Genomic DNA, 24,697 nt, shown 5'->3' on the forward strand with positions numbered 1-24,697 from the left:
GTCATTCCGGGATTTATTCCCGGAAATCCACTGCCGCAGGCCAAGGCGTCCGAGTACCGACCCCGCGTTAATCGGCCGGGCGGTTGCGCAAGGCCTCGACTTCGGATTCGTCGATGCGGCGGGCGGCGTCGACCACCAGAAGCGGCACGCCCTTGCGGATGGGGAAGGCGTAGCGGGCGACGATCGAGATCAATTCGGTTCCGTCATTGGCCAGCGTCAGGCGCGTCTTGGTGATGGGGCAGACCAGCATTTCGATGGTGCGCGGATCGAGCCGGTAGCGCGGATGCTCGGCTTCGCCATCGGGTTTGGCCGGGGGGGAGCTCATTGCAGCACGACGCCGGAGCGCGCCCGCGCCATCTCCATTTCGGCAAGGGCCATGAGGGTTTCGGCGCGCTCGACAAGGGTCGTCGCTTCGAGAAGCGCCTGCTTTTCGAGCGGCCCGTGGGGCCCGAGCATGGCGGCAAGGTTGATAAGCTCGCCCGTGCTCATGTCCTCGATTTCTTCCCAATCGACGTCGATCTCGGCGAATTCGGCATAGGTGCGCAGCACCGAGGTCAACCGGCCCCGATCCACAGCCTCTTCGCCGAGGTAAGGCGAAAAATCGGCGGCGAAAGCCGAAATGTCGATCCGCGCCTGACGATAGGGCGTGGCGGTTGTCAGCTCCTCGACCGGCGCGAAGCGGCAGACGCCTTCGAGGATGATGAAATAGCGATTTTCGGCCTGTTCCTCGAAATGGGTTATCCGGCCGATGCATCCGATCTTTTCGAGCGGCACCTGGCCGCGCGGCGCTTCCTCGGAGGTGTCGCGCGGCTGGATGAGCCCGATCATGCGGTTGCCGGCCAGCGCGTCGTCGACCATCGTCACGAAGCGCGGCTCGAAGACGTTGAGCGGGCGGTGGGTTCCGGGCAGCAGCAGGGCGCGACTCAAGGGAAAGAGGGCGAGCATGTCCGGCATTTCAGAAATCGAGGCCGGGCGGCGCATGGCGGCTCCTTTTTTCGGGCTCGGGTTTGGAAATCAGCGAAACAGCAGCGAGGACAGCATGCGGCGGCCCTTGAGCGTCGCGGGGTCCTTGGCGCCCCAGGCGTCGAAGAATTCGAGGAGCTTCTTTCGCGCTCCGTCCTCCTGCCACTCCCTGTCGCTTTCCATGATGGCGATCAGCATCTGCGCGGCCCCGAGCCGGTCGCCCTTGGCATTGCGGATCATGGCGAGATCGAAGCGCGCCTGATGATCGGTGGGGTTGGCCGCAATGGCCCGTTCGAGCCCGGCGGCGTCTCCCAGCTTTTCGGCTTCCTCTTCGAGCGCTATCGCCTTGGCCAGGGCCTGGGCGCCGGGATGGTTGTGATCCTCGGGCAGCATGGAGAGCGTTTCACGCGCGCCGTCGCGATCGCCGGTCTTGAGCTGGACCGTGGCGATGCCGACGATGGCGTCGATATTGTCGGGCGCGTGGCGCAGGACGGTCGCGAAAATCTGGTAGGCCCGCTCGAAATCCTCGGCTTCGAGCGCGGCCTGGGCCGCTTCCATCGCCGCGGCGATCTGGCTTTCGGCCTCCGAGGGACCGCCGACGCCGGCGCGGGCGGCCATTTCGATCAGCTTATCGGCGAAACGGGTCACTTCGCTTTCGGGTAGCGCGCCCATGAACCCATCCACCGGACGCCCCCCGACAAAGCCGAAGACCGCCGGAATCGATTGTACGCCCATCTGGCCCGCGAGGGCCTGATTCTCGTCGACATTGATCTTGACCAGACCGACCTTGCCCTTGAGCGCGGTGACGACTTTTTCGAGCGTGGGGGTCAATTGCTTGCACGGCCCGCACCAGGGCGCCCAGAAATCGACGAGGATGGGCCGGGTGAGCGACGCTTCGAGCACATCGGCCTGGAAGCCCGCCGTCGAGGAGTCGACGATCAGCGATCCGGTATCCTGTGGCTGGGAGGAATTGAGGCTTAGGTCCATGTTTTCGTGCCCTTTGCTGGGCGCGCGGTCTGGCGCGCCGGACGTTGGATCGACCCTTACACCAACCCGACCGCTCGTGCAAAAGCCCAGCGGGCGTCGCCCGGTTCGGGCGCTGGCGCCGACTTGATCGGATGAGTGAAAATATGGGTTGCAATTGTCATTTCGGTTGGGCATATAGGCGCCCATCGCGGTGCCGCCAAGAGCGCGCCGGGACTGGAGTGCGGGCGTAGCTCAGGGGTAGAGCATAACCTTGCCAAGGTTAGGGTCGTGAGTTCGAATCTCATCGCCCGCTCCAAAAATTCCAAGCCTGAGGGCTTTGGGTGCAAAGGGCCGGGAGGCCCTTTTTGCTTGTTTGGAATTCACTTCACGATTGCTTGGTTGGACCCCTGGTTCCATTTCGGTTCCATGGGGGGTTCTTTGGCTATTTCACATCCGCATTTCCGCGCTTTCCAATCCGACAGGAGTGCTGGAATCGGAAACCAAGTTACGGCGGCGCTCGGGGTGATCATGTGATGTTTAAAGGGCGGGCACATTTTGACTGCCGGGGAGGCGGGCGGGCGCTGCGGATTGGGTTTGGGAGCCTCCGTCTTTTGCGGCCTCCAAACATCCGTCTTGCCATTCTTCGTGTTTGGAAATAAGTTTGACTACCGGGCGGGAAATTCCAACGTATTGAACCGTTAGATTTTGCCGTGTGGTCGAGGTTTTGGCGAATGCACTCGGCTCCGTACAAAAACATAAGAATATTAATATTATTAATTTAAATATTGCTGTTTTGCCGCTTGGCGGCAGACTGGAAATATTATTTGGGGCATCGGGTTTCCAGGGTAATGCGGCCGAAGGGAGGCCGACATGGAATTGCTTGATCCTCTTTTTGATCCGGAGCAGTCCTACATATCGACCGGGACCCTGCCTGCCACGTCGCGGGTGGACGCGCTGGTTGCTGAGGCCCATTCCCGGTTTTCCGGCGTGGATCAGGGCGATGTTTCGGCCGTCTATCCGGCGCTGGCGCGCGTTCCCGCGCAGCTTTTTGGCATCGCGATGGTCGATACCCAGGGTCGCGTGCATAGCGCTGGCGATGCCGGGCACGAATTCACCATCATGAGCGTTTCCAAGCCGTTCGTCTTCGCACTGATATGCGAGACGATCGGGGCGACGGGCGCGCGCGAAAGGCTCGGGGTCAACGCGACCGGGCATGCCTTCAATTCCCTTGCCGGGATCGAGCGCTCGCCGAGCGGGCGCACCAACCCCATGGTCAATGCCGGCGCCATCGCCACGACGAGCCTGACGCCGGGGCGCACTTTCGAAGACAAGTGGAATTTTATCCTTGAGGGGCTGTCGCGCTTTGCGGGGCGGACGCTGGCTGTCAATGACGAAGTCTATGCTCCGCGTCGGAAACCAATTTCCGCAATCGCAGCATAGCCTGGATGCTCGAAAGCTCCGGGCGCCTCTATTGCGATCCGCTAGAGGCGGTGGACCTCTACACCAGGCAGTGTTCTCTCGATGTCAGCGCGCGCGACCTCGCCGTGATGGGGGCGACGCTTGCCGATGGTGGGTTCAACCCCGTCACCCGCGAGCAGATCGTCAGGCCCGATGTCTGTCACTATACGCTCGCCGTCATGCTCACCGCCGGGATGTACGAGACTTCGGGCGACTGGCTCTATGAGATCGGTCTGCCGGGCAAGAGCGGTATCGGCGGTGGCATCGTCACCATTTCGCCGGGCAAGGGTGGGCTGGGCACGTTTTCGCCGCCGCTCGATGCGGCGGGCAACAGCGTCAGGGGCCAGCTCGTGGCCCAGTTTCTGTCCCAGCGGCTCGGGCTCGATCTGCTGGTTTCGGCACCGGGGAACACATCGTTTTAGGGCAAGCAGGAGGGCACGATGACTGCGGCAACGACTGTCAATGGAGAAGCGGCTCAACAGCGTGAATCCTGGGTTCCGCTGATCGCGATTGCGCTGGGCCAGGCCATTATGTCCTACAATGTGGCCTCGCTGCCTGTGGCCATGTCGGGCATGGTGGAAGCGTTCGGCGCGCCACCCACGACGATTGCCACCGGTATCGTCGCCTATTCGATGATCGTGGCCGGGTTCGTCATGCTCGGCGCCAAACTGATCCAGAAGCTGGGCACGCTCAAGGTCTTCCGCGTGGCGATCGTCGTGTTCGGCTGCGCACAGGCGCTGATGACCTTCAGCCCCAACGCCACTTCGATGATCATTGCCCAGGCGCTGTGCGGCGCTGCCGCCGCGATCATCGTTCCCTCGCTGGTCGCCCTGATCGCCGAGAACTATCACGGTCAGCAACAGGCCACTGCGGTGGGTGCGCTCGGTTCGGCCCGGGCGGGGGCCGGTGTCGTGGCCTTTCTGGTCGGGGGAATCCTGGGCACCTATATCGGCTGGCGTCCGGCGTTCGGGCTGCTGATGGGGGCGTCGGCGCTCGTCTTCCTCCTCAGTTTCCGCCTCAAGCCGGACCAGGGCAGGCCCAATGTCACGATCGACGGGGTCGGCGTCATTCTGGCGGCGGGTGCGATCATTCTCATCAGCTTCGGGTTCAACAATCTCAATGGCTGGGGTTTCGGGCTTGCGGGTCCCAACGCGCCATTTTCCCTGCTCGGGCTCTCGCCGGCGCCGGTCATGATCGTTCTGGGCGTGGTGCTGGGGCAAGGGTTCTTCATGTGGAGCCGGCGGCGCGAAGAGGCCAACAAGACGCCCTTGCTGCCGCTTTCCATCCTGGCGTCCCCCACCGAACGGGCGGCGGTTTACGCCATGTTCTCGGTGGTCGCGCTCGAAGCGGCTCTCAATTTCTCGGTGCCGCTCTATATCCAGATCGTTCAGGGACGCTCCCCGCTCGCCACAGCCGTCGCCATGCTGCCGTTCAATCTCACTGTGTTTTTCGCGGCATTGGTGGTGGTGCGCTTCTACCAGAAATTCAGCCCGAGGCAGATCGCGCGGTTCAGCTTCGTCCTTTGCGCGGCGGCGCTGATCTGGCTTGCCTTCGTCGTCAGGAACGACTGGAGCTCCATTCCCGTGCTGTTCGGCCTCATCGCCTTCGGCATCGGACAGGGCGCGCTGGTCACGCTGGTTTTTAACGTCTTGGTGACCTCGGCGCCAAAGGAATTGGCGGGCGATGTGGGTTCGCTGCGCGGGACGACGAACAATCTGGCGGCGGCGGTCGGCACGGCGTTGGCCGGGGCATTGATGGTGGGGCTGCTGAGCGCGGCGGTCATGACCCGGTTGGCCGATAATCCGGTGCTGCCGGTCGAAATGCAGCAACAGGTCGATCTCGACAACATCACCTTCGTGAGCAACGACCAATTCGAGACCATCATCGCCAATACCGACGCCAGCGACGAACAGAAGGCCGAAGCGATACGGGTCAATACCGAGGCGAGATTGAACGCTCTCAAGATCGGGCTGCTCATCATGTCGGGTCTGGCCATTCTGACCATCATTCCGGCGGGCAGACTGCCGCAATACCGGCCGGGCGAAATTCCGCCACCCTAGACCGTCCGGGTTTTATGTCAGCACTTGAAGGGAGAACATCATGGCTGCGCAGACAGATAATCCACAAATGCTCTTTGCCAAGAAGATCGTGGCGATGGCGCTGCTCATTGTCGGGGTCATCCTGGCCGCGGCAGGCATCTATTACGCGTCCACGCCCATGACCGTCATCGGGGTCATTGCGGTTTTGGCGGGGATCGTGCTGCTCGTCTGGAAGATCAATGCCCGGAACAACGGGCTTTGAGCAAAACGTGACAAAGGGAGATCGTCATGAAAACGCAACTGGTCTTGCTGCCAGCCAGCCTCGCCATGCTTCTGGCCGCCTGCACGTCAGATCCGTTCACCGGTGAACGGCGCGTGACCAACACGACAGGGGGCGCTCTGATCGGCGCCGGCACCGGGGCGGTGGCCGGTGCCCTGATCGGTTCGGCCCGCGGCGATACACGGGCCGGTGCCCTGATCGGGGCGGGGGTCGGCGCCCTGGCCGGGGGCTCGATCGGCGTTTACATGGACCGGCAGGAAGACCAGCTTCGCGCCCAATTGCGCGGCACCGGCGTGTCGGTCACCCGGGTGGGCGACAACATCATTCTCAACATGCCCTCCAACGTCACCTTCGGCGTCAGCCAGTTCGACGTGCAGCCCCAGTTCAATACCACGCTGCGGTCGGTGGCGCTGGTCCTGCAGGAATTCAACCAGTCCCTTGTCGATATCGTCGGCCATACCGATTCCACGGGGACGCGCGCCTACAACATGCAGCTTTCCCAGCAGCGCGCCACCGCTGTCTCGCGCGTGCTCGCCCAATTCGGCGTCGATCCGCGCCGGTTCTTCGTCGAGGGGCGCGGACCCGACAATCCGGTTGCCGACAACGCGACCGAAGCCGGACGGGCTCTCAATCGCCGGGTGGAAATCCGCATCGTGCCTCTTCGCGCGGGCTAGAATTGGACTTCGGCGCTTCACACTGAAACGAAATGGATCGGGAAATGGCCGAAAAGACCACCAATCTGGCAACCACCCTGACCGCGTTACGCGGCATCGTCATGATCGTCGCGGGCGGATTTGCCATTGCCTCTCCGACGGACGCCGTACGCTTTGTCGTGCTTGTGGGGGGCGGAATTCTTCTTATCGACGGCATTCTCAATCTTGCGAGCCTCAACACCGGCGGGCGCGATTTTCCCTTCTGGATCGGGTTGTTGCGCAGCGTATCGGCCATCGCGGCGGGGCTGTTGATCGTCTTCAGTCCGTGGCTTTTGTCCATCATGACGATCGATGTGCTGCGCTGGTTGATCGGGTTGCAGGCCATCGCGGTCGGGGTGATCGAAATGCTGTCGCCGGTTTTGGCGCGCGGGACGTCGGCGCCCAGACGGTCGGACCGCTCGCTTTGGGGATATGTAGTGAGCGGCGGGGCCTACGCGCTGTTCGGCCTCGCCATTATTGTCGTTCCCCTCTCCGCCGCCGCGCTTCTGGCTCGGGTCGTGGCGGTGCTGATGATCGTTTATGCGATCAGCCTTTTTGTCCGCTCCTGGCGCCAGCGGTCATCCGACGGCCTGCGATAATAGGCAAGGGCTCGTCCTCGTGTGCCGGGACCAATCGTCCGGCATGCACATGCGCAATAATTGAAGGTGAACGGGAGTTGTGAACATGATCAAACAATCGATTGTGCCGGCACTGGCCCTAGGCGGGCTTGTGGCAATTGCGGTCACGGGCGGGGTCGGATCGATCGCCAATGCCCAGGCGCAAGCGGAGATGGACTTTCAGTGCGAGAGTGGGAACGTCATCACCGTTCGGTTTGGATCGGGCCAGGACCAAGAGGGCATTACGCTGACCTATATGGGGCAGGAGTTCGACCTCTATGCCGTCCAATCGGCCGGTGACCGTTTCGCCACCGAACAGGGGCTCGATCCCGAGCGGGGCCTCAATTGGCAAATGGATGGCAACACATGGCATCTGAGCGAGATGATCCTCGATCACACGGCGCCCGATGGTGACGTTCTGGAAAGTTGCGTTGCTGCGGATGCGGGTTTGAGCGCACAAGCTTCACCAACTGGGGATTTGCCGACCGGCACCTGGCAGGCCACCAGCCTGCTCGATGTCACCCTGGTTCCCGAACACGAGCCGATCGCAACGTTCAATGCCGATGGCAGCATCAATGGCAATACGGGCTGCAACACGTTCGGCAGTCAGGCCACTGCCGCCGGCGAGGGGATTTCGATCAGCAACGGCTTCATGACCCGCATGGGATGCGAGGATGAGCGTCACGCCGTCGAGCAGGCGTTCCTCGATGCACTTGAAAGCACAGCCTCGTTTGAGAGCAGCGGCGAGGTCCTCACGCTGATCGCAGAGGACGGCACGATGCTGGCGACCTTCGACCTGCTGGCTCCGCTCTCGGGCAATGGAGAAGAAGCCGAGGAGGTGGCGGAGACCTCGGACGCCATCCTTTTCCGCAACGTCCGGATATTCGACGGCAATTCGCCCGAGCTTTCGGAAGTTTCCAACGTCCTGGTCCAAGGCAATCTTATAGCGGAAATCTCGGCCGATCCGATCGATGTGCCCACCGGTGCCACCATTATCGATGGCGATGGGGATACGCTGATGCCCGGCCTTATCGATGCCCATTGGCACGCAATGCTGGTCGGCGTGCCCCCCGACGTCACCATGAACCCCGGCTATTTCAATCTCGTCGCGGGCGTCGAAGCCGAGGCGACGCTGATGCGCGGGTTTACCACCGTTCGCGACATGGGCGGCGCGAGCTTCGATCTCAAGCGCGCCATCGATACCGGACTGATCCCAGGGCCTCGCATCTATCCCTCGGGGGCGATGATCACCGTTACCAGCGGGCATGGCGATTTCCGCACCTTTGCCGATCTGCCGCGTGAAATCGGAAAACTGGTGCGCATGGAAGAACTGGGCATGGCCATGGTCGCCGACAGTCCCGATGAAGTCCGCATGCGCGTGCGCGAGCAATTGATGCAGGGTTCCGTGCATGTGAAGCTGACCGCGGGTGGCGGCGTGGCCTCGCCCTTCAGCCCGCTCGACGTTTCGACCTTTACACTCGAAGAGTTGCGGGCCGCCGTCGAGGCCGCCGAAAACTGGGGCACATATGTCGCCGTTCACGCCTATACGCCCGATGCGATCCAGACTTCGATCGAAGCAGGCGTCAGGGTCATCGAGCATGGGCATCTGATGGACGCCGAAACGGCGCAAATGATCGCCGACAACGATGTATGGCTGGGCATCCAGCCGTTCCACGAACTGTTGGGAGCGGGCCTGCCGCCCGAATCCAGTGAAAAGTTCCTGCAGGTTCTCCATGGAACGAACCGTGCATATATGCTGGCCAAACAGTACGATATTAAGATGGCCTTCGGCACCGATATCCTGTTCTCGTCCTTGCTGGCCCAGGCCCAGGGGGCGACATTGGTGCAGCTTGAACGCTGGTTCACCCCGGCGGAGGCCTTGCAGATGGCGACGGCGACGAATGCCGAATTGCTGCTGCTGACGGGCAATCGCAATCCCTATCCCGGCGACCTTGGCGTCGTCAGCGAGGGAGCCTTTGCGGACCTCCTGCTGGTCGACGGCAATCCGCTGGAAAACCTGGCGCTGGTCGCCGATCCCGAACACAATATGCTGGTGATCATGAAGGATGGGGTGATCTACAAGAACATCCTCTAAGGACGGCTATTCGGTAAGCGCGCGTGCCTCAGGCGAAAGGCACGCGCGCAATCCGGTCGGGCCGGGGAGAAAATCTTCCGGGCCCTTCAATTGCGCTTGAGAGCAGGCTGGGTTAGCTCTTGGGTTCGCTGCATTTCCCTTCCTTCCCGGCGCGTATCTCCATGGACTTTTCCACTCTGGCCCTGATCTTTGTCGCCGTCGGTGCGGGGGCCGTTGCGAAGGGGGCGACCGGAATGGGCATGCCGCTCATCGCCATTCCGGTGCTCGCCACCCTGTTCGGCCTCCAGCATGCCATCGCCGTGCTGCTTATTCCCGTATTCGTTTCCAACGTCTGGCAGATCTGGCGGTTTCGGCATGCGCGGGATGATCGGAAATCGGGGTTTCTCATTCCCATGCTCGCCGCGTGCGTGATCGGGGTCGTCGGGGGGACCTGGTTTTTGACGACAGTGCCCGAGCGGGGGTTGGAGCTGACGCTGGGCTTGCTGCTGGTGGGCTATCTGGTGCTTCGGATCGTCAATCCGCATTTCGTTGTCGATGGGCAGGCGGCGCGGCGCTGGGCAGTGCCGGCCGGGCTGGGAGCGGGCCTGCTGCATGGGGCGACGGGGATTTCCGCCCCGATCGGGGTGACGTTCATCCATGCGATGCGGCTGGGGCGGGAGCCGCTGGTTTTCGCCATCTCGGCGATGTTCCTCACGCTGGGGATCGTCCAAGCGCCCTCGCTCTGGATTGCGGGGGTGCTGGAGCCCGAATGGCTGGTGCAGGGGGTTTTTGCGCTGCTGCCGACCTTCATCTTCATGCCGCTGGGCCAGTGGCTGGCTTCCAAACTGTCGGCCGAAGCGTTCGACAGGATGATCCTGGTGTTTCTGGGCGTGATCGGCCTCAAGATGATATTTGGGATTTGATCTTACCCCAAAACAAAAAGGGCAGCGTGAGCTGCCCTTTTCTCTGCTCGTTTGCAGTCTGCCTCAGGCGGCGACGAGATTGCGCAGCACGTAATGCAGGATGCCGCCGTGGCGGTAATATTCGAGCTCGTCGAGTGTATCGATACGCAGCAGCACCGGCACCAATTCCTGGCGTCCGTCGCCGAAGGTGATGTCGAGTTCGAGGGTCTGGCGCGGTTCGATGTCGGCGAGGCCGCGGATCGAGACGGTTTCATCCCCGGTGATGCCGAGCGACTGCCAGGAGGCGCCATCCTTGAAGACAAGCGGCAGCACGCCCATGCCCACGAGGTTGGAGCGGTGGATGCGCTCGAAGCTCTGGGCGATGACGGCCTTGACGCCAAGCAGGTTGGTGCCCTTGGCCGCCCAGTCGCGCGACGAGCCGGTGCCGTATTCCTTGCCGGCAAAGATCACCAGCGGGGTGCCCTGGGCCTTGTATTCCATGGCGGCGTCGTAGATCGGCACGGTTTCGCCGGCAGGCGATCTGGTGAAGCCGCCTTCGACGCCATCGAGCATCTGGTTCTTGATGCGGATATTGGCGAAGGTGCCGCGCATCATCACTTCATGATTGCCGCGGCGGGCACCATAGGAGTTGAAGTCGATCGGCTTGACCTGACGATCGACCAGATATTTGCCGGCCGGGGTGCCGGCCTTGAACGAGCCGGCGGGGGAGATGTGGTCGGTGGTGATCGAATCGAGGAACAGCGAGAGGACGCGCGCCCCTTCGATATCGGTCACCGGCTTGGGGGTGAGGCTCATGTCCTCGAAATAGGGCGGGTTCTGGACGTAGGTGGACGACGAATTCCACTTATAGGTCTCCCCGCCGTCGACCTTGATTTCCTGCCAGCGCTTATCGCCCTTGAAGACGTCGCCATAGCGGCGCTTGAACATGTCGACGGAGATGGCCGAGCGCAGCACTTCGGCGATTTCGGCGGAGGTGGGCCAGATGTCCTTGAGATAGACCGGCTGGCCATCCGACCCGGTGCCGAGCGGCTGGGTGGTGATATCGGTGGTCATCTTGCCGAGCAGAGAATAAGCGACGACCAGCGGGGGCGAGGCGAGGTAATTGGCGCGCACGTCGGGATTGACGCGGCCCTCGAAATTGCGGTTGCCCGAGAGCACCGAGACGGCAACGAGGTCGTTGTCGTTGATGCATTTGGAGATGTTGTCGTCGAGCGGGCCGGAATTGCCGATGCAGGTGGTGCAGCCATAGCCCACGGTGTTGAAGCCCATGGCGTCGAGGTCCTGCTGCAGGCCCGACTTTTCGAGATATTCGGTCACCACCTGCGAGCCGGGGGCCAGCGAAGTCTTGACCCAGGGCTGGGGCTTCAATCCCTTTTCGCGCGCCTTGCGGGCGACGAGGCCGGCGGCGATCAGCACCGAGGGGTTGGAAGTGTTGGTACATGAGGTGATGGCCGCGATCACCACGTCGCCATCGGTGATCCGGTAATCGGCGCCATCGACGCGATAGCCATGGGCGTCGTTGTCCTCGGGTGTATCGTGAACACCGGTCGCCCCTTCATCGACATAGCGCGATTCGCCTTTCGATTCGGGGATCGAATAGGGCCGGCGGCCGCCCGAGATTTCCTCGAGCGCCTTGCCGAACGCTGTGGACGCGTCGGTCAGCGCCACGCGGTCCTGCGGGCGCTTGGGGCCGGCCAGCGAGGGCACGACGGTGGACAGGTCGAGTTCGAGCGTGTCGGTGAACAGCGGGTCCTGGTCGTTGTCGGCCCGGTACATGCCCTGGGCCTTGGCATAGGCCTCGACCAGCGCCACGCGATCGGGCTCGCGGCCCGAATCGTTGAGGTATTTGACGGTTTCCTTATCGACCGGGAAGAAGCCGCAGGTGGCGCCGTATTCGGGGGCCATGTTGGCGATGGTCGCCTTGTCTTCCAGCGAGAGGTTGGAAAGGCCGGCGCCGTAGAACTCGACGAACTTGCCGACCACGCCCTTCTTGCGCAGCATTTCGGTGACGTGCAGCACGAGATCGGTCGCGGTGGTGCCTTCGGGCAATTTCCCGGTGAATTTGAAGCCGATGACTTCGGGGATCAGCATGGAGATCGGCTGGCCCAGCATTGCCGCTTCCGCCTCGATGCCGCCCACGCCCCAGCCCAGCACGGCAAGGCCGTTGACCATGGTGGTGTGGCTGTCGGTGCCCACCAGCGTATCGGGATAGGCGATTTCCTCGCCGTTTTCCGTCTTGGTCCAGACGGTCTGGGCAAGATATTCGAGGTTCACTTGGTGGCAGATGCCGGTTCCGGGGGGCACGACGCGGAAGTTTTCAAACGCCGACTGGCCCCAGCGCAGGAATTCGTAGCGCTCGCCATTGCGCTCATATTCGCGCTCGACGTTCTGCTCGAACGCGGCGGGCGTTCCGAAATAATCGACCATCACCGAGTGGTCGATGACCAGATCGACGGGCACCAGGGGATTGATCTTTTGCGGATCGGCGCCGAGCTTGGCGGTGGCGTCGCGCATGGCGGCGAGATCGACGACGGCGGGGACGCCGGTGAAATCCTGCATCAGCACGCGGGCGGGACGGTAGGAAATTTCATGGCCGGCCTTGCCGCGATCCTCGAGCCAGGCCTTGATCGCCTTGATGTCCTCGGCTTTGACCGTGCGCCCATCCTCGAAGCGCAGCAGGTTTTCGAGCACGACCTTGAGAGAGTGAGGAAGGCGGGAGATGCCGTCCAGGCCGTTCTTTTCAGCCTCGGCGAGCGAAAAGATCGTATAGGCCTTATTTCCAACGGTGAGGGTCGTCTTGGCTTTGAAGCTATCGGTCACGCGATCCGCCTTGTCTCAATAGGGTTGCGGGCACCCCCGAATGAGACCGGGCCAAACGGCCAATCGCGTTGTTTTCCTCGTTATGCGAAGTCGGAAGATAAAAACCGGTTTTCCGGACCTGCTCAACGAACGCTGCAATGGCCACCGGCACGTCCGGAGGCGTCAGGCGGGATAGTTTGGTCACGTCCCCCACCATTTTCGCCCTCTCTATAATGAATCCAATTTGCACTTGCCAGCCCGGACTTTGGTTCAATAGAGCTTTGGCATGACGAACCGAGGGCTTTCCCACATGCCGGACCCGCGCCTGAGCGTTAACGGCCTCTCTATTGTGCGCGGTGGACGGGCGATTCTTTCCGGACTGAGCTTCGAGATTTCGGCGCATCAAGCGCTGATGCTGCGAGGCCCCAACGGGGTGGGCAAGAGTTCCGCGCTGATGGCCCTTGCCGGGCTGCTCGCGCCGGAATCGGGGAGTGTCGATTTTTCCGGCCGGGACCCCGAGGCCGCCGCGCTTTCGCATCTGCATTATGTCGCCCACGCGCCCGCCATCAAATCGGGGCTCAGCGTTGGCGAAAATCTGCAATTCTGGGCCCATATGCTGGGCGCGGGCGGGGCCGATATCGGGGCTGCGCTCGGGCAAGCGGGTCTGGGCGGGCTCGAATCGCTCGATGCGGGGCTGCTTTCGGCCGGCCAGACGCGGCGGCTGGCGCTCGCCCGGCTGGTCGCTGTGCCGCGCCCGCTCTGGCTGCTCGACGAACCCACGAGCGCCCTTGATACCGCCGGGGCCGCGTGGGTGGGCGAATTGATCTCCGCCCATTTGCGCAATGGCGGATTGGCGGTTATCGCCACCCATCTCGACATCGCGGTCGACGGTTCGGTCAAGAGCCTGGCGCTGAGGGGAGACGGGCAATGAGCGCATTTTTCGCGATCATGGGGCGCGATCTGCGGCTGGCGCTGCGCCAGGGTGGCGATATTTTGACCCTTGTGCTGTTCTTTGTCATCGTGGGCGTGCTCATGCCCTTCGCCGTGGGGCCGGACCGTCCGCTTCTGGCCCAGCTTGCGCCCGCCATCATCTGGGTCGCGGCGCTTCTGGCCCAGCTTTTGTCCAATGACCGGCTGTTCCGGACCGATTTCGAGGATGGCAGCCTTGCCGTATTGCGCCATGGCGTCCTGCCGCTCGAAGCGGTGGTGGTGGCCAAGCTGGTCGCTCACTGGATTTTGACCGGCCTGCCGCTGATCGTGGCCATGCCCATCCTGGCGCTGATGCTGGGGCTGGACGCCGAGCGTTTCTGGCTGGCGGTGCTTTCGCTGGGGCTGGGTACGCCCGCGCTCGCCGCTTTCGGGGCGATCGGGGCGGCTGTGACAGTTGGCCTCAAGCGCGGTGGCCTGGTTGCTCCCGTTCTCGTCTTGCCGCTGAGCCTTCCTGTGCTTATTTTCGGGGCCGGCGCGTTCGACGTGGCGCGGCTGGGCGGATCGTCCCAGGCGCTGCTGTTGCTTGGCGCGCTCAGTCTTTTGAGTATTGCGCTTGCTCCGTTTGCCGCGGCGCTGGCGCTCAGGATTTCCGGGGAATAGATGGCCCAGACGCAGCCCAAATCAGCCGAACCGGGCTGGTTCACCCGTATCGCCCATCCGGGCATGTTCATGGGATGGACCCGCCATGTGGTTTGGCCACTCGCCGCGGTGACCGCGCTCGCCTTCGCGGTCGGCCTTTATTTTTCGTTCCTGGGTTCGCCGGCCGACTACCAGATGGGCGACACCGTGCGCATGATGTATGTGCACGTGCCCACGGCCTGGCTGAGCCAGTTCTGCTATGCCTTGATGTTCTGCTCGGCCATCGGCACACTGGTCTGGCGCCATCCCATGGCCGATGTGAGCCAGAAGGCCGCCGCTCCGCTCGGGGCCGCCTTCACCGCCCTTGCGCTGTTCACGGGTTCGATGTGGGGCCGGCCCACCTGGGGCACGTTCTGGGAATGGGACGGGCGGATGACCTCGACGCTGGTTCTCCTCTTCATCTATCTGGGGCTGATCGCCCTTTGGCGCGCCTTTGACGATCAGCTCAAGGCGGCGCGGATCGTTGCCGTGCTGACGCTGGTGGGGGCGATCAATATCCCGATCATCAAGTTTTCGGTCGACTGGTGGCAGACCCTGCACCAGCCGGCCTCGGTGTTCCGGACCGATGGGCCGACGGTCGACGGCTCGATCCTCACCCCGCTTCTGGTGATGACCGTGGCGTTTTCCCTGTTGTTCCTGACGCTCCATCTGGTGCGCATGCGCACCGAAGTCACGCGCCGCCGCATCCGCTCGCTCGAACTGGCGCAGGCGCGTGCCGCTGGAGGTGCCGCATGATCGAGCTTGGACAACATTGGGAATTCCTTGTTGCCGCCTATGGCGGCACGGTTCTGGTGGTCGGGGCGCTGATCGGCTGGACGGCGGTTTCTGCCCGCCAGGCCAAGGCACGGGTGGAAACGCTCGAAGCGGCGCGTCAGGCGCGCAAGGCGAAATGAAACCCTCGGTCCGCATCGGGCTGGCGGTCCTGCCGCTGGTCGTTCTCGTTGCCCTGATCGCGGTGTTCGCCACCCAGATGGGGCGCTCGACGAGCTTCGTGCCTTCGGCGCTTCTCGACAAGCCGGTGCCCGAGTTCAACCTCGCTGCCGTTGAAGGGCATGATCAGCCGGGCTTTGCCACCGCCGATCTGGCCGGAAACGGCGTCGTGGTGGTCAACGTCTTTGCGTCATGGTGCATCCCATGCCGGGCCGAGCATCCCCTGCTCATGGATCTCGCCGATCGCGGGGTTGCGATCTACGGGATGAATTACGACGATCCGGCCGACAACGCCCGCGCGTTTCTTGCCGAACTTGGCAATCCCTACCAGAGGGTCGGTGCCGACCGCGACCGGCGCGCGGGTATCGAATGGGGCGTCTATGGGGTGCCCGAAACCTTCGTCGTCGACGATAACGGCGTGATCCGGTTCAAGCATGTGGGGCCGCTCGACGAAGAGAGCTACCAGAACGTGCTGCTTCCGGCCATCGAAGCGGCGGGCGAGCCGGCGTAATCCCGCCCCATCCACCAGTCGTCATCAAACCTTGCGCCGGGGGTATGCTCGGAGGCTGCGGTTCCATCGCGACGCTGCGCATACCTCGCCCCGGGACTTCGCCCGGGGTGACCGGGGATGGGTGTGGCCGGAGAAAACCTCTTTCACATCTCCGTCTGCGCGCCTTCCGCCGCCGCGACGGCGGGGGACGGTACGTCTTCGGGTTTTGGGGCGTATCTGGTGAGCAGCGGCAATTGGCTCATCGTGAAGATCATGGTGAGGGGCATGATGCCCCAGACCTTGAAGGCCACCCAGAAATCGTCGGAAAAATTGCGCCAGACGATTTCGTTGATCGCCGCGAGGACGAAAAAGAACAGGCCCCAGCGCAGCGTCATCAGATACCAGCCGCGATCCTGGAGCTTATAGACTTCGCCGAAGACGTAGCGCAGCAGGGATTGGCCGAACAGCAGGCCCCCGAGCAGCACCGAGCCGAACAGGACGTTGGTGATTGTGGGCTTTAGTTTGATGAACAGCGAATCCTGGAAATAGAGCGTCATGCCGCCGAACACCAGGACCACGACGCCGGTGACCAGCGGCATGACCGGGATGCGCTTCAGGATCATCTTGGAGAGCACCAGCGAGATCGCCATGGCGATCATGAAGACGGCGGTGGCAAAGATGATGGGCTGGCTGAACCAGGTCCGGAGCACCGGAAAGGCCTCCATGATCCGTTCGCCCTGGGCGTTGACGATGAAGAACACGACGAGGGGACCCAGTTCGAGCGCCAGCTTGGTGAGGGCTGGCTTGAGGTCCTGAAGCTCCGCGTCTGCGGGTTTGGGCTGGCTTTGGGCCATTGTTCTACTCCCTGCCCGCAATGGCGCGGGCGAAATCGGCGGCGCTGAAAGGTTCGAGGTCGCCGATCGATTCTCCGACCCCGATGAAATGAATGGGCAGTCCGAACTTGCGGGCGATGGCAACGAGAATTCCGCCGCGTGCCGTGCCGTCGAGCTTGGTCATCACGAGCCCCGTGACCCCGGCCTTCTGCCCGAAGATTTCGACCTGATTAAGGGCATTCTGGCCGGTCGTCGCATCGAGGGTCAAAAGCGTGGCGTGCGGTGCGCCGGCGTCGCGCTTCTTGATTACCCGGATGATCTTTTCGAGCTCGTCCATCAACTCGGCGCGGTTCTGCAGCCGCCCGGCGGTATCGATGATCACCACGTCGGTGCCTTCGTCCTGGGCCTTGGCGACCGCATCGAAGGCGAGGCCGGAGGCGTCGGCACCGGTGGGTCGGGTCATGACGTCGACGCCATTGCGCTCGCCCCAGACCTGCAATTGTTCGACGGCGGCGGCGCGGAAGGTATCGCCGGCCGCCAGCAGCACCGATTTGCCCTCGGCCTTGAGCTTGGCGGTCAATTTGCCGATCGTCGTGGTCTTGCCCGAACCGTTGACGCCAACCATGAGGATCACGAAGGGTTTTTTGGCAGGATCGATGGCGAGGGGTTCTGCGACCGGGCCGAGCACGGCTTCCACCTCGGAGGCCAGGGCCTCGCGCACGTCCTGGGTGGAGATGTCCTTGTCGAATTTATCGGCGCGCAGGCGTTCGGTGATCGCCGTGGCGGTATCGATCCCCAGATCGGCGGCGATCAGGGTGTCTTCGAGGTCCTGAAGGGTTGCCTCGTCGAGCCGGCGCTTGGTGAAAATGGCGCCGATCGAGGTGCTCAGATTGTCCGACGAGCGCTTGAGCCCGGCGCTGAGGCGTTGAAACCAGCTTTGCGGCCGTTCGGCGGGCTCGGCGGCGGGCGCTTCGGGATCGGTCGCGATCTCGTCTTCGATCGCCTCGGGGCGGTCGAGCGGATCGGTCACATCATCGGGGGTCGGGGGCTCGTGTTCGGGCGCGTTGGGGCGGCCCTTTTCGATCCACTCCACCTGCATTTCGGGAGGCGCGGCGTCGCGGCTGTCTTCCTCGTCGGGGGCCGGAGACTCCGGAGTCGGATCGGGCTGCTGCTCGGCCGGCGTCTTGCGGCCAAGCATGCGGTCCCAAAGAGAAGGCTTTTTCGTCTCGGCCATGCCTGTTCGTCAGTCCCTGTCGTACCGGGCGTTGCGCGCGGATCGTTTATCCTTGTCGTGCCCACCCTTGAACATATGGTTAGCGGAAAGGCCGATGCTCATGCCGCTTGCCTTTCGGGCTCTCCCACGAGCCCGGCCGCATCGGTGCCGCTGATCAATGTGGGGATGATTTCGCCGGGCTCTCCTTGCGAAAGCTGAACGGGCACGAACTGTTCCGTGCGCCCCATGCCGTTGCGCTCGATCAGAACGCTTTCCTGCCGCCCGATCCGCGAGGCGCAGAGTTTGGAAAATTGCTCTTCGCCCAGCGCCCGCAGCCGCGCCGCGCGGTCGCGGGCAATGCGCTTGTCGACCTGGGGCATGCGCGCCGCCGGGGTTCCCTCTCGGGGCGAATAGGGGAAGACATGCAGATAGGTAAGGTCGGCTTCGGTAACGAAACTATGGGTGTTGTCAAACATGGCATCGGTTTCGGTGGGAAAGCCGGCGATGATATCGGCGCCGAACACCATGTCGGGGCGAAGCGAGCGGAGCTTTTCGACGATTCCCAGTGCATCGGCGCGGCTGTGCCGGCGCTTCATGCGTTTGAGGATCATGTCGTCGCCCGATTGCAGCGAAAGATGCAGATGCGGCATCAGCCGTGGATCGGTCACGGCCTCATAGAGGGCGGGATCGGCCTCGATGGAATCGATCGAGGAAATCCTGAGGCGCGGCAGGGCGGGGACATGGGTGAGGATCGATTGGGTCAGCTTGCCCAGGGTGGGCGATCCCGGCAGATCGCCGCCATAAGAGGTTATGTCGACCCCGGTCAGAACCACTTCATTATAGCCATTGGCGACAAGCCGTTTGATCTGTTCAACCACCACGCCCATGGGCACCGAGCGCGAGGGCCCACGGCCATAGGGGATGATGCAGAAGGTGCAGCGGTGATCGCACCCGTTCTGCACCTGGACGAAGGCGCGCGCCCTGCCGTCGAGCCCGTCGATCAGGTGACCGGCGGTCTCGGTCACGCTCATGATGTCGTTGACCTGCACCTTGTCGTTGAGCGGCACGCCGAAGGCGATGGGCTGGTAGCTTTCGGCTTTGAGCTTGTCATTGTTGCCGATCACCAGATCGACCTCGGTCATGTCGCCGAAATCGCGGCTTTGGGTTTGCGCCGCGCAGCCGGTGACGATGATCCGGGCGTCGGGATTGTCGCGGCGAGCCTTGCGGATGGTCTGCTTGGCCTGGCGCACCGCTTCGGCGGTCACCGCGCAGGTGTTGACGATGATGGCGTTATCGAGCCCGGATTTTTCCGCCTCGGCCTTCATCACCTCGGCCTCATAGGCGTTGAGCCGGCAGCCGAATGTAATGGTCTGGATGCTCATCACACGGTCTCGGCCAGGAGGGCGGCCGGGATCACGCCCTCGCCGTCGAGGGCCCAGGGGCCGGTCATCAGGATATGGTCGTCGGTGGCGCGCCATTCGATATCGAGCGGCCCGCCGGGCAACTCGATCGTGACCTTGCGCCCGGTCAAACCCTTGCGCGCGGCGGCGACCGCGGTGGCGCAGGCGGCGGTGCCGCAGGCAAGCGTCAGCCCCGCGCCGCGCTCCCAGACCTTGACCTTGATACGGTCGGGGGAAAGCACCTGGGCGAGGGTGATGTTGGCGCGCTCGGGAAAGAGCGGGTGGTTTTCAAGCATGGGTCCGAACCGGCCCAGATCGTGGGCGTCAAGATCATCGACCCAGAAGATTGCGTGCGGATTGCCGACATTGACGACCGAGGGCGTGTGCAGCACCGGCGCGTCGATCGGCCCGACCTGGAGCTCGATGCCGGTGGTGTCGGCGAAGGGTTCGGCCAGAGGGATCTGGTCCCAGGCAAAGCGCGGGACGCCCATGTCGGCAGTCACCAGCTCGCCATCGATGCGTGCGAGGAGAATGCCGGCATTGGTGCGGATGGTCACCCCATCGGTGCCGTTTTCCCCGGCGATCAGCCCCGCGATAGCGCGGGTGGCGTTGCCGCAGGCGTCGACCTCGCCGCCCTCGGCATTATAGATGCGCATGAAGACGTCGACGCCGGCCAGGGGGTCGCGTTCCATGACGATGAGCTGGTCGCAGCCAACGCCGGTATCGCGGTCGGAAATGGCCCGGACCTGGTCGGTGGAGAGGGCGATGGGGGTGGCCCGCGCGTCGAGAACGACGAAGTCGTTTCCAAGGCCATTCATCTTGAGATAAGGCAGCGGCGCGGTCATTGTGTATCGGCTTTGCGGATCGGTATGAGTATTTCCCAGCCTATATGGCGCAAAAGTCGGGTGATTTCCACCATTGCCCCGATTCATGGCGCAATTGACTCCTTTCCCTCCTGCCCCTATAAGCCGCCTCGACCTTCTGTCAGGAAAGATGGATAACGAGTCACCAGGCTGCCCGAGAGGCATCCGGTCAACATCCGCCAGCGCGTTGCGCCCGCGGGTGCGCTTTGTATTTGGCCCGTTGTGACCCATATTCGCCTCATCCCTGATACGAACCAACGAGCGACTTATGTTTGAAAGCCTGTCAGACCGTCTGGGCAAAATCTTCTCCGGCATCACCGGCCGGGGCGCGCTCAGCGAAGCCGATGTGCAAGCCGCGCTGCGCGAAGTCCGCCGCGCGCTGATCGAGGCCGACGTTTCGCTCGAAGTGGTGCGGGCCTTTACCGAGCAGGTGGGCCAGCGCGCCGTGGGCGCCGAAGTCACCCGTTCGGTCAAGCCCGGCCAGCAGGTGGTCAAGATCGTCCATGACGAGCTGGTCGCCGTTCTGGGCGAGGAAGCGGTGCCCATTTCGCTCAATGCCCCCGCTCCGGTGCCGATCCTGATGGTCGGCCTGCAGGGCTCGGGCAAGACCACGACCACCGGCAAGATCGCCAAGCGGCTGAAAGACAAGCAGAACAAGCGCGTCCTGCTCGCTTCGCTCGACACCCGCCGTCCGGCGGCCATGGAGCAATTGAAGACGCTGGGCGGCCAGATCGGGGTCGACGTTCTCGACATCGTGCCTGGCCAGTCCGCCGTCGAAATCGCCAAGCGCGCCATCGCGACGGCGAAGACCGGCGTCTATGACGTGGTGATGCTCGATACGGCGGGCCGCACTCATATCGACGAAGAGCTGATGGAAGAGACCGCCGAGATCAAGCGCGTCTCCAATCCGCACGAAATCCTGCTGGTTGCCGACAGCCTCACCGGCCAGGACGCTGTGAACCTGGCGCGCTCGTTCGACCAGAGGGTCGACGTCACCGGCATCGTTCTCACCCGCGTCGATGGCGACGGGCGCGGCGGTGCGGCGCTGTCGATGCGCGCGGCCACCGGCAAGCCGATCAAGCTGATCGGTGTCGGCGAAAAGATGGATGCGCTGGAGGATTTCCACCCCAAGCGCATCGCCGACCGCATCCTGGGCATGGGCGACATCGTCTCGCTGGTGGAAAAAGCCGCCGCGACGGTTTCGGCCGAAGACGCCCAGAAGATGGCCAAGAAGATGAAGAAGGGTCAGTTCGACCTCGACGATCTTCGTGGCCAGCTCGAGCAGATGAAGAAGATGGGCGGCATGGCCTCGCTCATGAAAATGATGCCGGGCATGGGCCAGATGGCCAAGAACCTGCCGGACGGTAAGGTGGGCGACAAGATGTTCGATCGCCAGATCGCCATCATCCAGTCCATGACCCGCAAGGAACGCGAAAAGCCCGATCTTTTGAACGCCTCGCGCCGCAAGCGCATCGCGGCGGGCGCCGGGGTCGAGGTTTCCGAAATCAACAAGCTCATCAAGATGCACCGCCAGATGGCGGACATGATGAAAAAGGTGTCGCGCGGCGGTGCGGGTGGGCTGGCCAACATGTTCGGCGGCATGGGCAAGAAGATGATGGGCGGGGGCATGCCCGACATGGACCCGGCCCAGATCGAACAGATGGCCAAGCAGATGGGCGGCGATCCTTCCAAGCTGCCCGATGATTTTTCCAAGCTCGTCAAGCAGGGCGGATCGGGCGGCATGCCCGGGCTTCCCGGACTTGGCGGATCGAAATTCCCGGGGCTTCCGGGATTGCCCGGCCTGCCGGGCAAAAAGAAGTAACCTCCTTAAACCTCCTAAACTCGAAAGACCAAGACAATGGCAATCAAGATCCGCCTGGCTCGCGCCGGCTCCAAGAAGCGCCCCTACTACCACGTCGTCGTTGCCGACGCCCGCTCCCCGCGTGACGGCCGCATCATCGAGCGCGTCGGTTCGTACAACCCGATGCTCGAAAAGGGCGACGAAAAGCGCGTCGTGATCGATGGCGAGCGCGTCACCCACTGGCTCAAGAACGGCGCCCAGCCGACCGATCGCGTCGAGCGGTTCCTCGATGCCGCCGGCCTTTTGAAGCGCGAAGCGCGCGACAACCCCAACAAGGGCAAGCCCGGCACCAAGGCGCTCGAACGCGCCGAAGAAAAGCGCGCCGCTGAAGAAGCCGCCAAGGAAGCCGCAGCCGCTCCGGCCGAAGAGGCGCCCGCCGAGGCTCCGGCTGAAGAAGCCGCTTCCGAGTAAGCTGCGGTGGTTGGGCCCAAGCAGCCTGAAACACGCATCCTCATGGGCCGCATCGGTGCGGCCCATGGGATCAAGGGCGAGGTGCGCATCACTGCGTTCACCCAGGACCCGCTGGCGATCGCCGATTACGATCCGCTTCAAACCGACAGCAATGGCTTAACGGTTTCGATCGTCAGGGCGCGGCTCGCCAAAAATGTGGTGATCGCCACGCTCAAGGGTGTCACCGACCGCAACGCGGCCGAAAAGCTCAATGGCGTTTCGCTCTATGTCGACCGCGAACGGCTCCAAGAGCCCGACGAGGACGAATTCTACCACACCGATCTGATCGGGCTCGAGGTGCGCCAGCCGGACGGCTCGGTGCTGGGGACGATCACGGCGATCGCCAATTTCGGCTCGGACGATCTGCTCGACGTCAAATTGGCCGAAACGCGAAGATCGGTCTATCTGCCGTTCACCAAGGCCGTCGTGCCCCAGATCCATGTCGCCGAGGGCTATGTGGTCGCCCTGCCGCCGGAAGGCTGGCTGGACGATACGCCGCGCGATCCCGAAGACCGCGATCCGGACGAGACCCAATGAGCTTTCGCGCATCGGTCGTGACGCTGTTTCCCGATCTCTTTCCCGGCCCGCTTGGCGCGTCGGTGATCGGGCGGGGGATCGAAAACGGGGCGTGGTCGCTCGAAACCTGTTTCCTGCGCGATTATGCCACCGACAGGCACCGTACAGTGGACGATACGCCTTCGGGGGGCGGCGCAGGCATGGTGCTGCGGCCCGATATTTTGGCGGCGGCGCTCGACGATGTGGCGCCGGCGGACGATCCGCGGCCGAAAATCCTCATGACGCCGCGCGGCGCGCCGCTGACGCAGGCGCGGGTGCGCGAGCTGGCGGTGGGACCGGGGGCGGTGATCGTCTGTGGGCGGTTCGAAGGGGTCGACCAGCGGGTGATCGAAGCGCGCAACCTCGAGGAAATCTCGATCGGCGACTATGTGCTGGCCGGCGGAGAGGTCGCCGCCATGGTACTGCTCGAAGCGGTCGTGCGGCTGTTGCCGGGCGTTCTGGGGGCCGCCGAAAGCCATGCGGACGAGAGTTTCGAGAACGGGCTGCTCGAATATCCGCACTATACCCGGCCGCAGATTTTCGAGGGCCGGGAAATCCCCGAAATTCTGACCTCTGGGGATCACGGCAGGGTTGAAAAATGGCGGCGGGTACAGTCCGAGGCGCTTACGCAGCAAAGGCGGCCGGACTTGTGGGCGCGGCTCAAGCCACGGACTTAGGTGGCCCTGGCCGGTGCTGGCCTGGATTCCGGGAATAAATTCCGGAATGACATTCTCAGGTTCAGGCAGGGCGGGTGCCCCACCCCCACATTGTCACCCCAGGCTCCAGCAGCAGCATTTGTGCAGCCGACTGCGCGCATCGGTCCTAGACTCCAAGGCTCCGGGCGTGTATATGGCCGCTCGACTTTGTGGGAAATTTCCCGCCGTCCAAACAAGACCGGGCTCCCAAGGGGCTCCAGCGAAAAGATAGAACGGATAAAGACATGAACATCATTCAGCAGCTCGAAAAAGAGCAGCTCGATGCGCTCGTTGCAAAACGCGCCATCCCCGAATTCTCCCACGGCGATACCGTCAAGGTCTGGGTCAAGATCCGCGAAGGCGAAAAAGAGCGTCTTCAGGCCTATGAAGGCGTGGTGATCGCCCGTTCCGGCGGTGGGCTGATGGAAAGCTTCACAGTGCGCAAGATTTCCTATGGCGAAGGCGTGGAACGCGTGTTCCCGATCCACTCGCCGATGATCGACCGCATCGAGGTCTTGAAGCGCGGTAAAGTCCGGCGCGCCAAGCTCTATTACCTGCGCGACCGTCGCGGCAAGTCGGCCCGTATTTTCGAATCGACCAACGCCCGCACCAAGCGCATCGAGGCCGATGAGCGTCAGGCCGCTGCCGATGCCCGCGCCGCGCGTGAAGCCGAAAAAATCGCCGCCGCCGAGGCTCTGGCCGCTGAAATGGCCGCGCAGGAAGCCGCTGAAAAGAAGGCTGCCGAAGAGGCCGCCGCCGCTGAAGCTGCTGCCGCCGAAAACGCGGAAGCTCCGGCTGAAGAGAACAAGGGCGAATAAGCTCTATCTCTTTTCAAGATTTGAAAGCCCGGTCCTCAGACCGGGCTTTTTTCATTGCGGGGGGAATAAACCGGCGGGTGGGGGTGTCTTTCAAAGGTGTAAGGGCATGCGCGAAGCGCATTGGCCCGTTGATGCACTAAAAGGGAGAA

The 24,697-nt window shown here is 63.1% G+C and carries 24 protein-coding genes, 1 tRNA gene and 1 pseudogene; 18 read left to right on the forward strand and 8 right to left on the reverse strand.

The genetic code is table 11. The features are described 5' to 3' along the window. Positions 1 to 67 precede the first annotated feature (67 nt). The 3 genes from V4T21_RS04155 to V4T21_RS04165 are packed head-to-tail and all read right to left on the reverse strand — an operon-like array spanning position 68 to position 1,950. Entirely contained in the window at positions 68 to 325 is a 258-nt protein-coding gene (locus V4T21_RS04155; RefSeq protein WP_332713483.1) for a Trm112 family protein, read from the reverse strand. Continuing rightward, a complete protein-coding gene (locus tag V4T21_RS04160) occupies positions 322 to 981 on the reverse strand; it encodes an LON peptidase substrate-binding domain-containing protein (RefSeq protein WP_332713486.1) in 660 nt (219 codons plus the stop codon). Before V4T21_RS04160 ends, V4T21_RS04155 begins: the two co-directional genes overlap by 4 nt. Positions 982 to 1,014: 33 nt before the next feature. After that, complete coding sequence (locus V4T21_RS04165) at positions 1,015 to 1,950, reverse strand: tetratricopeptide repeat protein (protein ID WP_332713489.1); 936 nt, start codon at positions 1,948 to 1,950, stop codon at positions 1,015 to 1,017. Between the two features lie 220 nt (positions 1,951 to 2,170). On the opposite strand from V4T21_RS04165, the gene V4T21_RS04170 reads away from it, so the two are divergent. The 8 genes and pseudogenes from V4T21_RS04170 to V4T21_RS04210 all read left to right on the forward strand — a co-directional run bounded on the left by V4T21_RS04170 (position 2,171) and on the right by V4T21_RS04210 (position 10,012). Continuing rightward, positions 2,171 to 2,245 (forward strand) — tRNA-Gly (locus tag V4T21_RS04170). 554 nt (positions 2,246 to 2,799) lie between these two features. Beyond that, positions 2,800 to 3,809: pseudogene (glsA, locus tag V4T21_RS04175) on the forward strand (glutaminase A). Positions 3,810 to 3,827: 18 nt separating this feature from the next. Continuing rightward, complete coding sequence (locus V4T21_RS04180) at positions 3,828 to 5,447, forward strand: MFS transporter (protein WP_332713491.1); 1,620 nt, start codon at positions 3,828 to 3,830, stop codon at positions 5,445 to 5,447. 40 nt (positions 5,448 to 5,487) lie between these two features. Continuing rightward, entirely contained in the window at positions 5,488 to 5,688 is a 201-nt protein-coding gene (locus tag V4T21_RS04185; RefSeq protein ID WP_332713494.1) for a hypothetical protein, read from the forward strand. 26 nt (positions 5,689 to 5,714) lie between these two features. Then, on the forward strand, positions 5,715 to 6,380 hold the full coding sequence (locus tag V4T21_RS04190) for a YiaD family glycine zipper/OmpA-like lipoprotein (protein WP_332713497.1): 666 nt from the start codon (positions 5,715 to 5,717) through the stop codon (positions 6,378 to 6,380). Between the two features lie 44 nt (positions 6,381 to 6,424). Continuing rightward, entirely contained in the window at positions 6,425 to 6,997 is a 573-nt protein-coding gene (locus tag V4T21_RS04195) for a DUF308 domain-containing protein (protein WP_332713500.1), read from the forward strand. A gap of 400 nt (positions 6,998 to 7,397) precedes the next feature. Beyond that, a complete protein-coding gene (locus V4T21_RS04205) occupies positions 7,398 to 9,110 on the forward strand; it encodes an amidohydrolase family protein (protein WP_440589631.1) in 1,713 nt (570 codons plus the stop codon). Positions 9,111 to 9,271: 161 nt separating this feature from the next. Continuing rightward, entirely contained in the window at positions 9,272 to 10,012 is a 741-nt protein-coding gene (locus V4T21_RS04210; protein WP_332713502.1) for a sulfite exporter TauE/SafE family protein, read from the forward strand. A 63-nt stretch (positions 10,013 to 10,075) separates the two neighbouring features. Here the strand turns inward: V4T21_RS04210 and acnA are convergent, their stop codons facing one another. Next, complete coding sequence (gene acnA, locus V4T21_RS04215) at positions 10,076 to 12,832, reverse strand: aconitate hydratase AcnA (RefSeq protein WP_332713505.1); 2,757 nt, start codon at positions 12,830 to 12,832, stop codon at positions 10,076 to 10,078. 265 nt (positions 12,833 to 13,097) lie between these two features. On the opposite strand from acnA, the gene ccmA reads away from it, so the two are divergent. From ccmA to V4T21_RS04240, 5 genes are read left to right on the forward strand one after another with little or no spacing between them, the layout of a single operon-like run. Beyond that, the gene (ccmA, locus tag V4T21_RS04220; protein ID WP_440589622.1) at positions 13,098 to 13,742 is read left to right on the forward strand and encodes a heme ABC exporter ATP-binding protein CcmA; all 645 of its coding nucleotides are present in this window, start codon (positions 13,098 to 13,100) and stop codon (positions 13,740 to 13,742) included. Then, positions 13,739 to 14,401 carry a heme exporter protein CcmB gene (gene ccmB / locus V4T21_RS04225; RefSeq protein ID WP_332713508.1) on the forward strand — a complete coding sequence of 221 codons (663 nt, stop codon included), beginning with the start codon at positions 13,739 to 13,741 and terminating at the stop codon, positions 14,399 to 14,401. Before ccmA ends, ccmB begins: the two co-directional genes overlap by 4 nt. Beyond that, positions 14,402 to 15,175 carry a heme ABC transporter permease gene (locus V4T21_RS04230; RefSeq protein WP_332713511.1) on the forward strand — a complete coding sequence of 258 codons (774 nt, stop codon included), beginning with the start codon at positions 14,402 to 14,404 and terminating at the stop codon, positions 15,173 to 15,175. Further along, positions 15,172 to 15,333 (forward strand): heme exporter protein CcmD, encoded by a 162-nt coding sequence (gene ccmD, locus V4T21_RS04235; RefSeq protein ID WP_332713514.1) that lies wholly within the window; start codon positions 15,172 to 15,174, stop codon positions 15,331 to 15,333. The genes V4T21_RS04230 and ccmD overlap by 4 nt, the downstream gene beginning before the upstream one ends. After that, positions 15,330 to 15,881 carry a DsbE family thiol:disulfide interchange protein gene (locus V4T21_RS04240; RefSeq protein ID WP_332713516.1) on the forward strand — a complete coding sequence of 184 codons (552 nt, stop codon included), beginning with the start codon at positions 15,330 to 15,332 and terminating at the stop codon, positions 15,879 to 15,881. Before ccmD ends, V4T21_RS04240 begins: the two co-directional genes overlap by 4 nt. A 143-nt stretch (positions 15,882 to 16,024) precedes the next feature. Here V4T21_RS04240 and V4T21_RS04245 read toward each other — a convergent pair whose 3' ends face one another. The 4 genes from V4T21_RS04245 to dapF all read right to left on the reverse strand — a co-directional run bounded on the left by V4T21_RS04245 (position 16,025) and on the right by dapF (position 20,151). Beyond that, on the reverse strand, positions 16,025 to 16,714 hold the full coding sequence (locus V4T21_RS04245) for a septation protein A (RefSeq protein ID WP_332713519.1): 690 nt from the start codon (positions 16,712 to 16,714) through the stop codon (positions 16,025 to 16,027). 4 nt (positions 16,715 to 16,718) lie between these two features. Continuing rightward, positions 16,719 to 17,927 carry a signal recognition particle-docking protein FtsY gene (ftsY, locus tag V4T21_RS04250; RefSeq protein WP_332713521.1) on the reverse strand — a complete coding sequence of 403 codons (1,209 nt, stop codon included), beginning with the start codon at positions 17,925 to 17,927 and terminating at the stop codon, positions 16,719 to 16,721. Between the two features lie 98 nt (positions 17,928 to 18,025). After that, entirely contained in the window at positions 18,026 to 19,288 is a 1,263-nt protein-coding gene (mtaB, locus tag V4T21_RS04255; protein WP_332713524.1) for a tRNA (N(6)-L-threonylcarbamoyladenosine(37)-C(2))-methylthiotransferase MtaB, read from the reverse strand. Next, on the reverse strand, positions 19,288 to 20,151 hold the full coding sequence (gene dapF, locus V4T21_RS04260) for a diaminopimelate epimerase (RefSeq protein WP_332713526.1): 864 nt from the start codon (positions 20,149 to 20,151) through the stop codon (positions 19,288 to 19,290). Before dapF ends, mtaB begins: the two co-directional genes overlap by 1 nt. A gap of 286 nt (positions 20,152 to 20,437) precedes the next feature. Here dapF and ffh point away from each other — a divergent pair, with 286 nt between their 5' ends. The 5 genes from ffh to rplS all read left to right on the forward strand — a co-directional run bounded on the left by ffh (position 20,438) and on the right by rplS (position 24,548). After that, positions 20,438 to 21,991, forward strand: coding sequence for a signal recognition particle protein (ffh, locus tag V4T21_RS04265; protein WP_332713528.1), 1,554 nt, complete (start codon positions 20,438 to 20,440; stop codon positions 21,989 to 21,991). A 36-nt stretch (positions 21,992 to 22,027) separates the two neighbouring features. Continuing rightward, positions 22,028 to 22,441: a 30S ribosomal protein S16 gene (gene rpsP, locus V4T21_RS04270; RefSeq protein ID WP_332713529.1), complete on the forward strand. Its 414-nt coding sequence runs from the start codon at positions 22,028 to 22,030 to the stop codon at positions 22,439 to 22,441. Between the two features lie 6 nt (positions 22,442 to 22,447). Next, positions 22,448 to 23,017 carry a ribosome maturation factor RimM gene (gene rimM / locus V4T21_RS04275; RefSeq protein ID WP_332713531.1) on the forward strand — a complete coding sequence of 190 codons (570 nt, stop codon included), beginning with the start codon at positions 22,448 to 22,450 and terminating at the stop codon, positions 23,015 to 23,017. Further along, on the forward strand, positions 23,014 to 23,712 hold the full coding sequence (gene trmD, locus V4T21_RS04280; protein WP_332713533.1) for a tRNA (guanosine(37)-N1)-methyltransferase TrmD: 699 nt from the start codon (positions 23,014 to 23,016) through the stop codon (positions 23,710 to 23,712). The genes rimM and trmD overlap by 4 nt, the downstream gene beginning before the upstream one ends. 263 nt (positions 23,713 to 23,975) lie before the next feature. Then, positions 23,976 to 24,548, forward strand: coding sequence for a 50S ribosomal protein L19 (gene rplS, locus V4T21_RS04285; RefSeq protein WP_332713535.1), 573 nt, complete (start codon positions 23,976 to 23,978; stop codon positions 24,546 to 24,548). Positions 24,549 to 24,697: the final 149 nt, after the last annotated feature.

This window comes from Pelagibacterium mangrovi (assembly GCF_036662815.1).
GTDB classification, from domain to species: domain Bacteria; phylum Pseudomonadota; class Alphaproteobacteria; order Rhizobiales; family Devosiaceae; genus Pelagibacterium; species Pelagibacterium mangrovi.

What these genes read in the sequence shown, in the direction of transcription:
- V4T21_RS04180 (WP_332713491.1), top strand. Translation starts at nt 3,828, where the DNA reads ATGACTGCGGCAACGACTGTCAATGGAGAAGCGGCTCAACAGCGTGAA.
- ffh (WP_332713528.1), top strand. Translation starts at nt 20,438, where the DNA reads ATGTTTGAAAGCCTGTCAGACCGTCTGGGCAAAATCTTCTCCGGCATC.
- ccmA (WP_440589622.1), top strand. Translation starts at nt 13,098, where the DNA reads ATGACGAACCGAGGGCTTTCCCACATGCCGGACCCGCGCCTGAGCGTT.
- V4T21_RS04155 (WP_332713483.1), bottom strand. Translation starts at nt 325, where the DNA reads ATGAGCTCCCCCCCGGCCAAACCCGATGGCGAAGCCGAGCATCCGCGC.
- V4T21_RS04165 (WP_332713489.1), bottom strand. Translation starts at nt 1,950, where the DNA reads ATGGACCTAAGCCTCAATTCCTCCCAGCCACAGGATACCGGATCGCTG.
- V4T21_RS04245 (WP_332713519.1), bottom strand. Translation starts at nt 16,714, where the DNA reads ATGGCCCAAAGCCAGCCCAAACCCGCAGACGCGGAGCTTCAGGACCTC.
- V4T21_RS04195 (WP_332713500.1), top strand. Translation starts at nt 6,425, where the DNA reads ATGGCCGAAAAGACCACCAATCTGGCAACCACCCTGACCGCGTTACGC.
- V4T21_RS04185 (WP_332713494.1), top strand. Translation starts at nt 5,488, where the DNA reads ATGGCTGCGCAGACAGATAATCCACAAATGCTCTTTGCCAAGAAGATC.
- ccmB (WP_332713508.1), top strand. Translation starts at nt 13,739, where the DNA reads ATGAGCGCATTTTTCGCGATCATGGGGCGCGATCTGCGGCTGGCGCTG.
- ccmD (WP_332713514.1), top strand. Translation starts at nt 15,172, where the DNA reads ATGATCGAGCTTGGACAACATTGGGAATTCCTTGTTGCCGCCTATGGC.
- trmD (WP_332713533.1), top strand. Translation starts at nt 23,014, where the DNA reads ATGAGCTTTCGCGCATCGGTCGTGACGCTGTTTCCCGATCTCTTTCCC.
- rplS (WP_332713535.1), top strand. Translation starts at nt 23,976, where the DNA reads ATGAACATCATTCAGCAGCTCGAAAAAGAGCAGCTCGATGCGCTCGTT.
- dapF (WP_332713526.1), bottom strand. Translation starts at nt 20,151, where the DNA reads ATGACCGCGCCGCTGCCTTATCTCAAGATGAATGGCCTTGGAAACGAC.
- rpsP (WP_332713529.1), top strand. Translation starts at nt 22,028, where the DNA reads ATGGCAATCAAGATCCGCCTGGCTCGCGCCGGCTCCAAGAAGCGCCCC.
- V4T21_RS04240 (WP_332713516.1), top strand. Translation starts at nt 15,330, where the DNA reads ATGAAACCCTCGGTCCGCATCGGGCTGGCGGTCCTGCCGCTGGTCGTT.
- V4T21_RS04210 (WP_332713502.1), top strand. Translation starts at nt 9,272, where the DNA reads ATGGACTTTTCCACTCTGGCCCTGATCTTTGTCGCCGTCGGTGCGGGG.
- V4T21_RS04190 (WP_332713497.1), top strand. Translation starts at nt 5,715, where the DNA reads ATGAAAACGCAACTGGTCTTGCTGCCAGCCAGCCTCGCCATGCTTCTG.
- ftsY (WP_332713521.1), bottom strand. Translation starts at nt 17,927, where the DNA reads ATGGCCGAGACGAAAAAGCCTTCTCTTTGGGACCGCATGCTTGGCCGC.
- mtaB (WP_332713524.1), bottom strand. Translation starts at nt 19,288, where the DNA reads ATGAGCATCCAGACCATTACATTCGGCTGCCGGCTCAACGCCTATGAG.
- V4T21_RS04230 (WP_332713511.1), top strand. Translation starts at nt 14,402, where the DNA reads ATGGCCCAGACGCAGCCCAAATCAGCCGAACCGGGCTGGTTCACCCGT.
- V4T21_RS04160 (WP_332713486.1), bottom strand. Translation starts at nt 981, where the DNA reads ATGCGCCGCCCGGCCTCGATTTCTGAAATGCCGGACATGCTCGCCCTC.
- V4T21_RS04205 (WP_440589631.1), top strand. Translation starts at nt 7,398, where the DNA reads ATGATCCTCGATCACACGGCGCCCGATGGTGACGTTCTGGAAAGTTGC.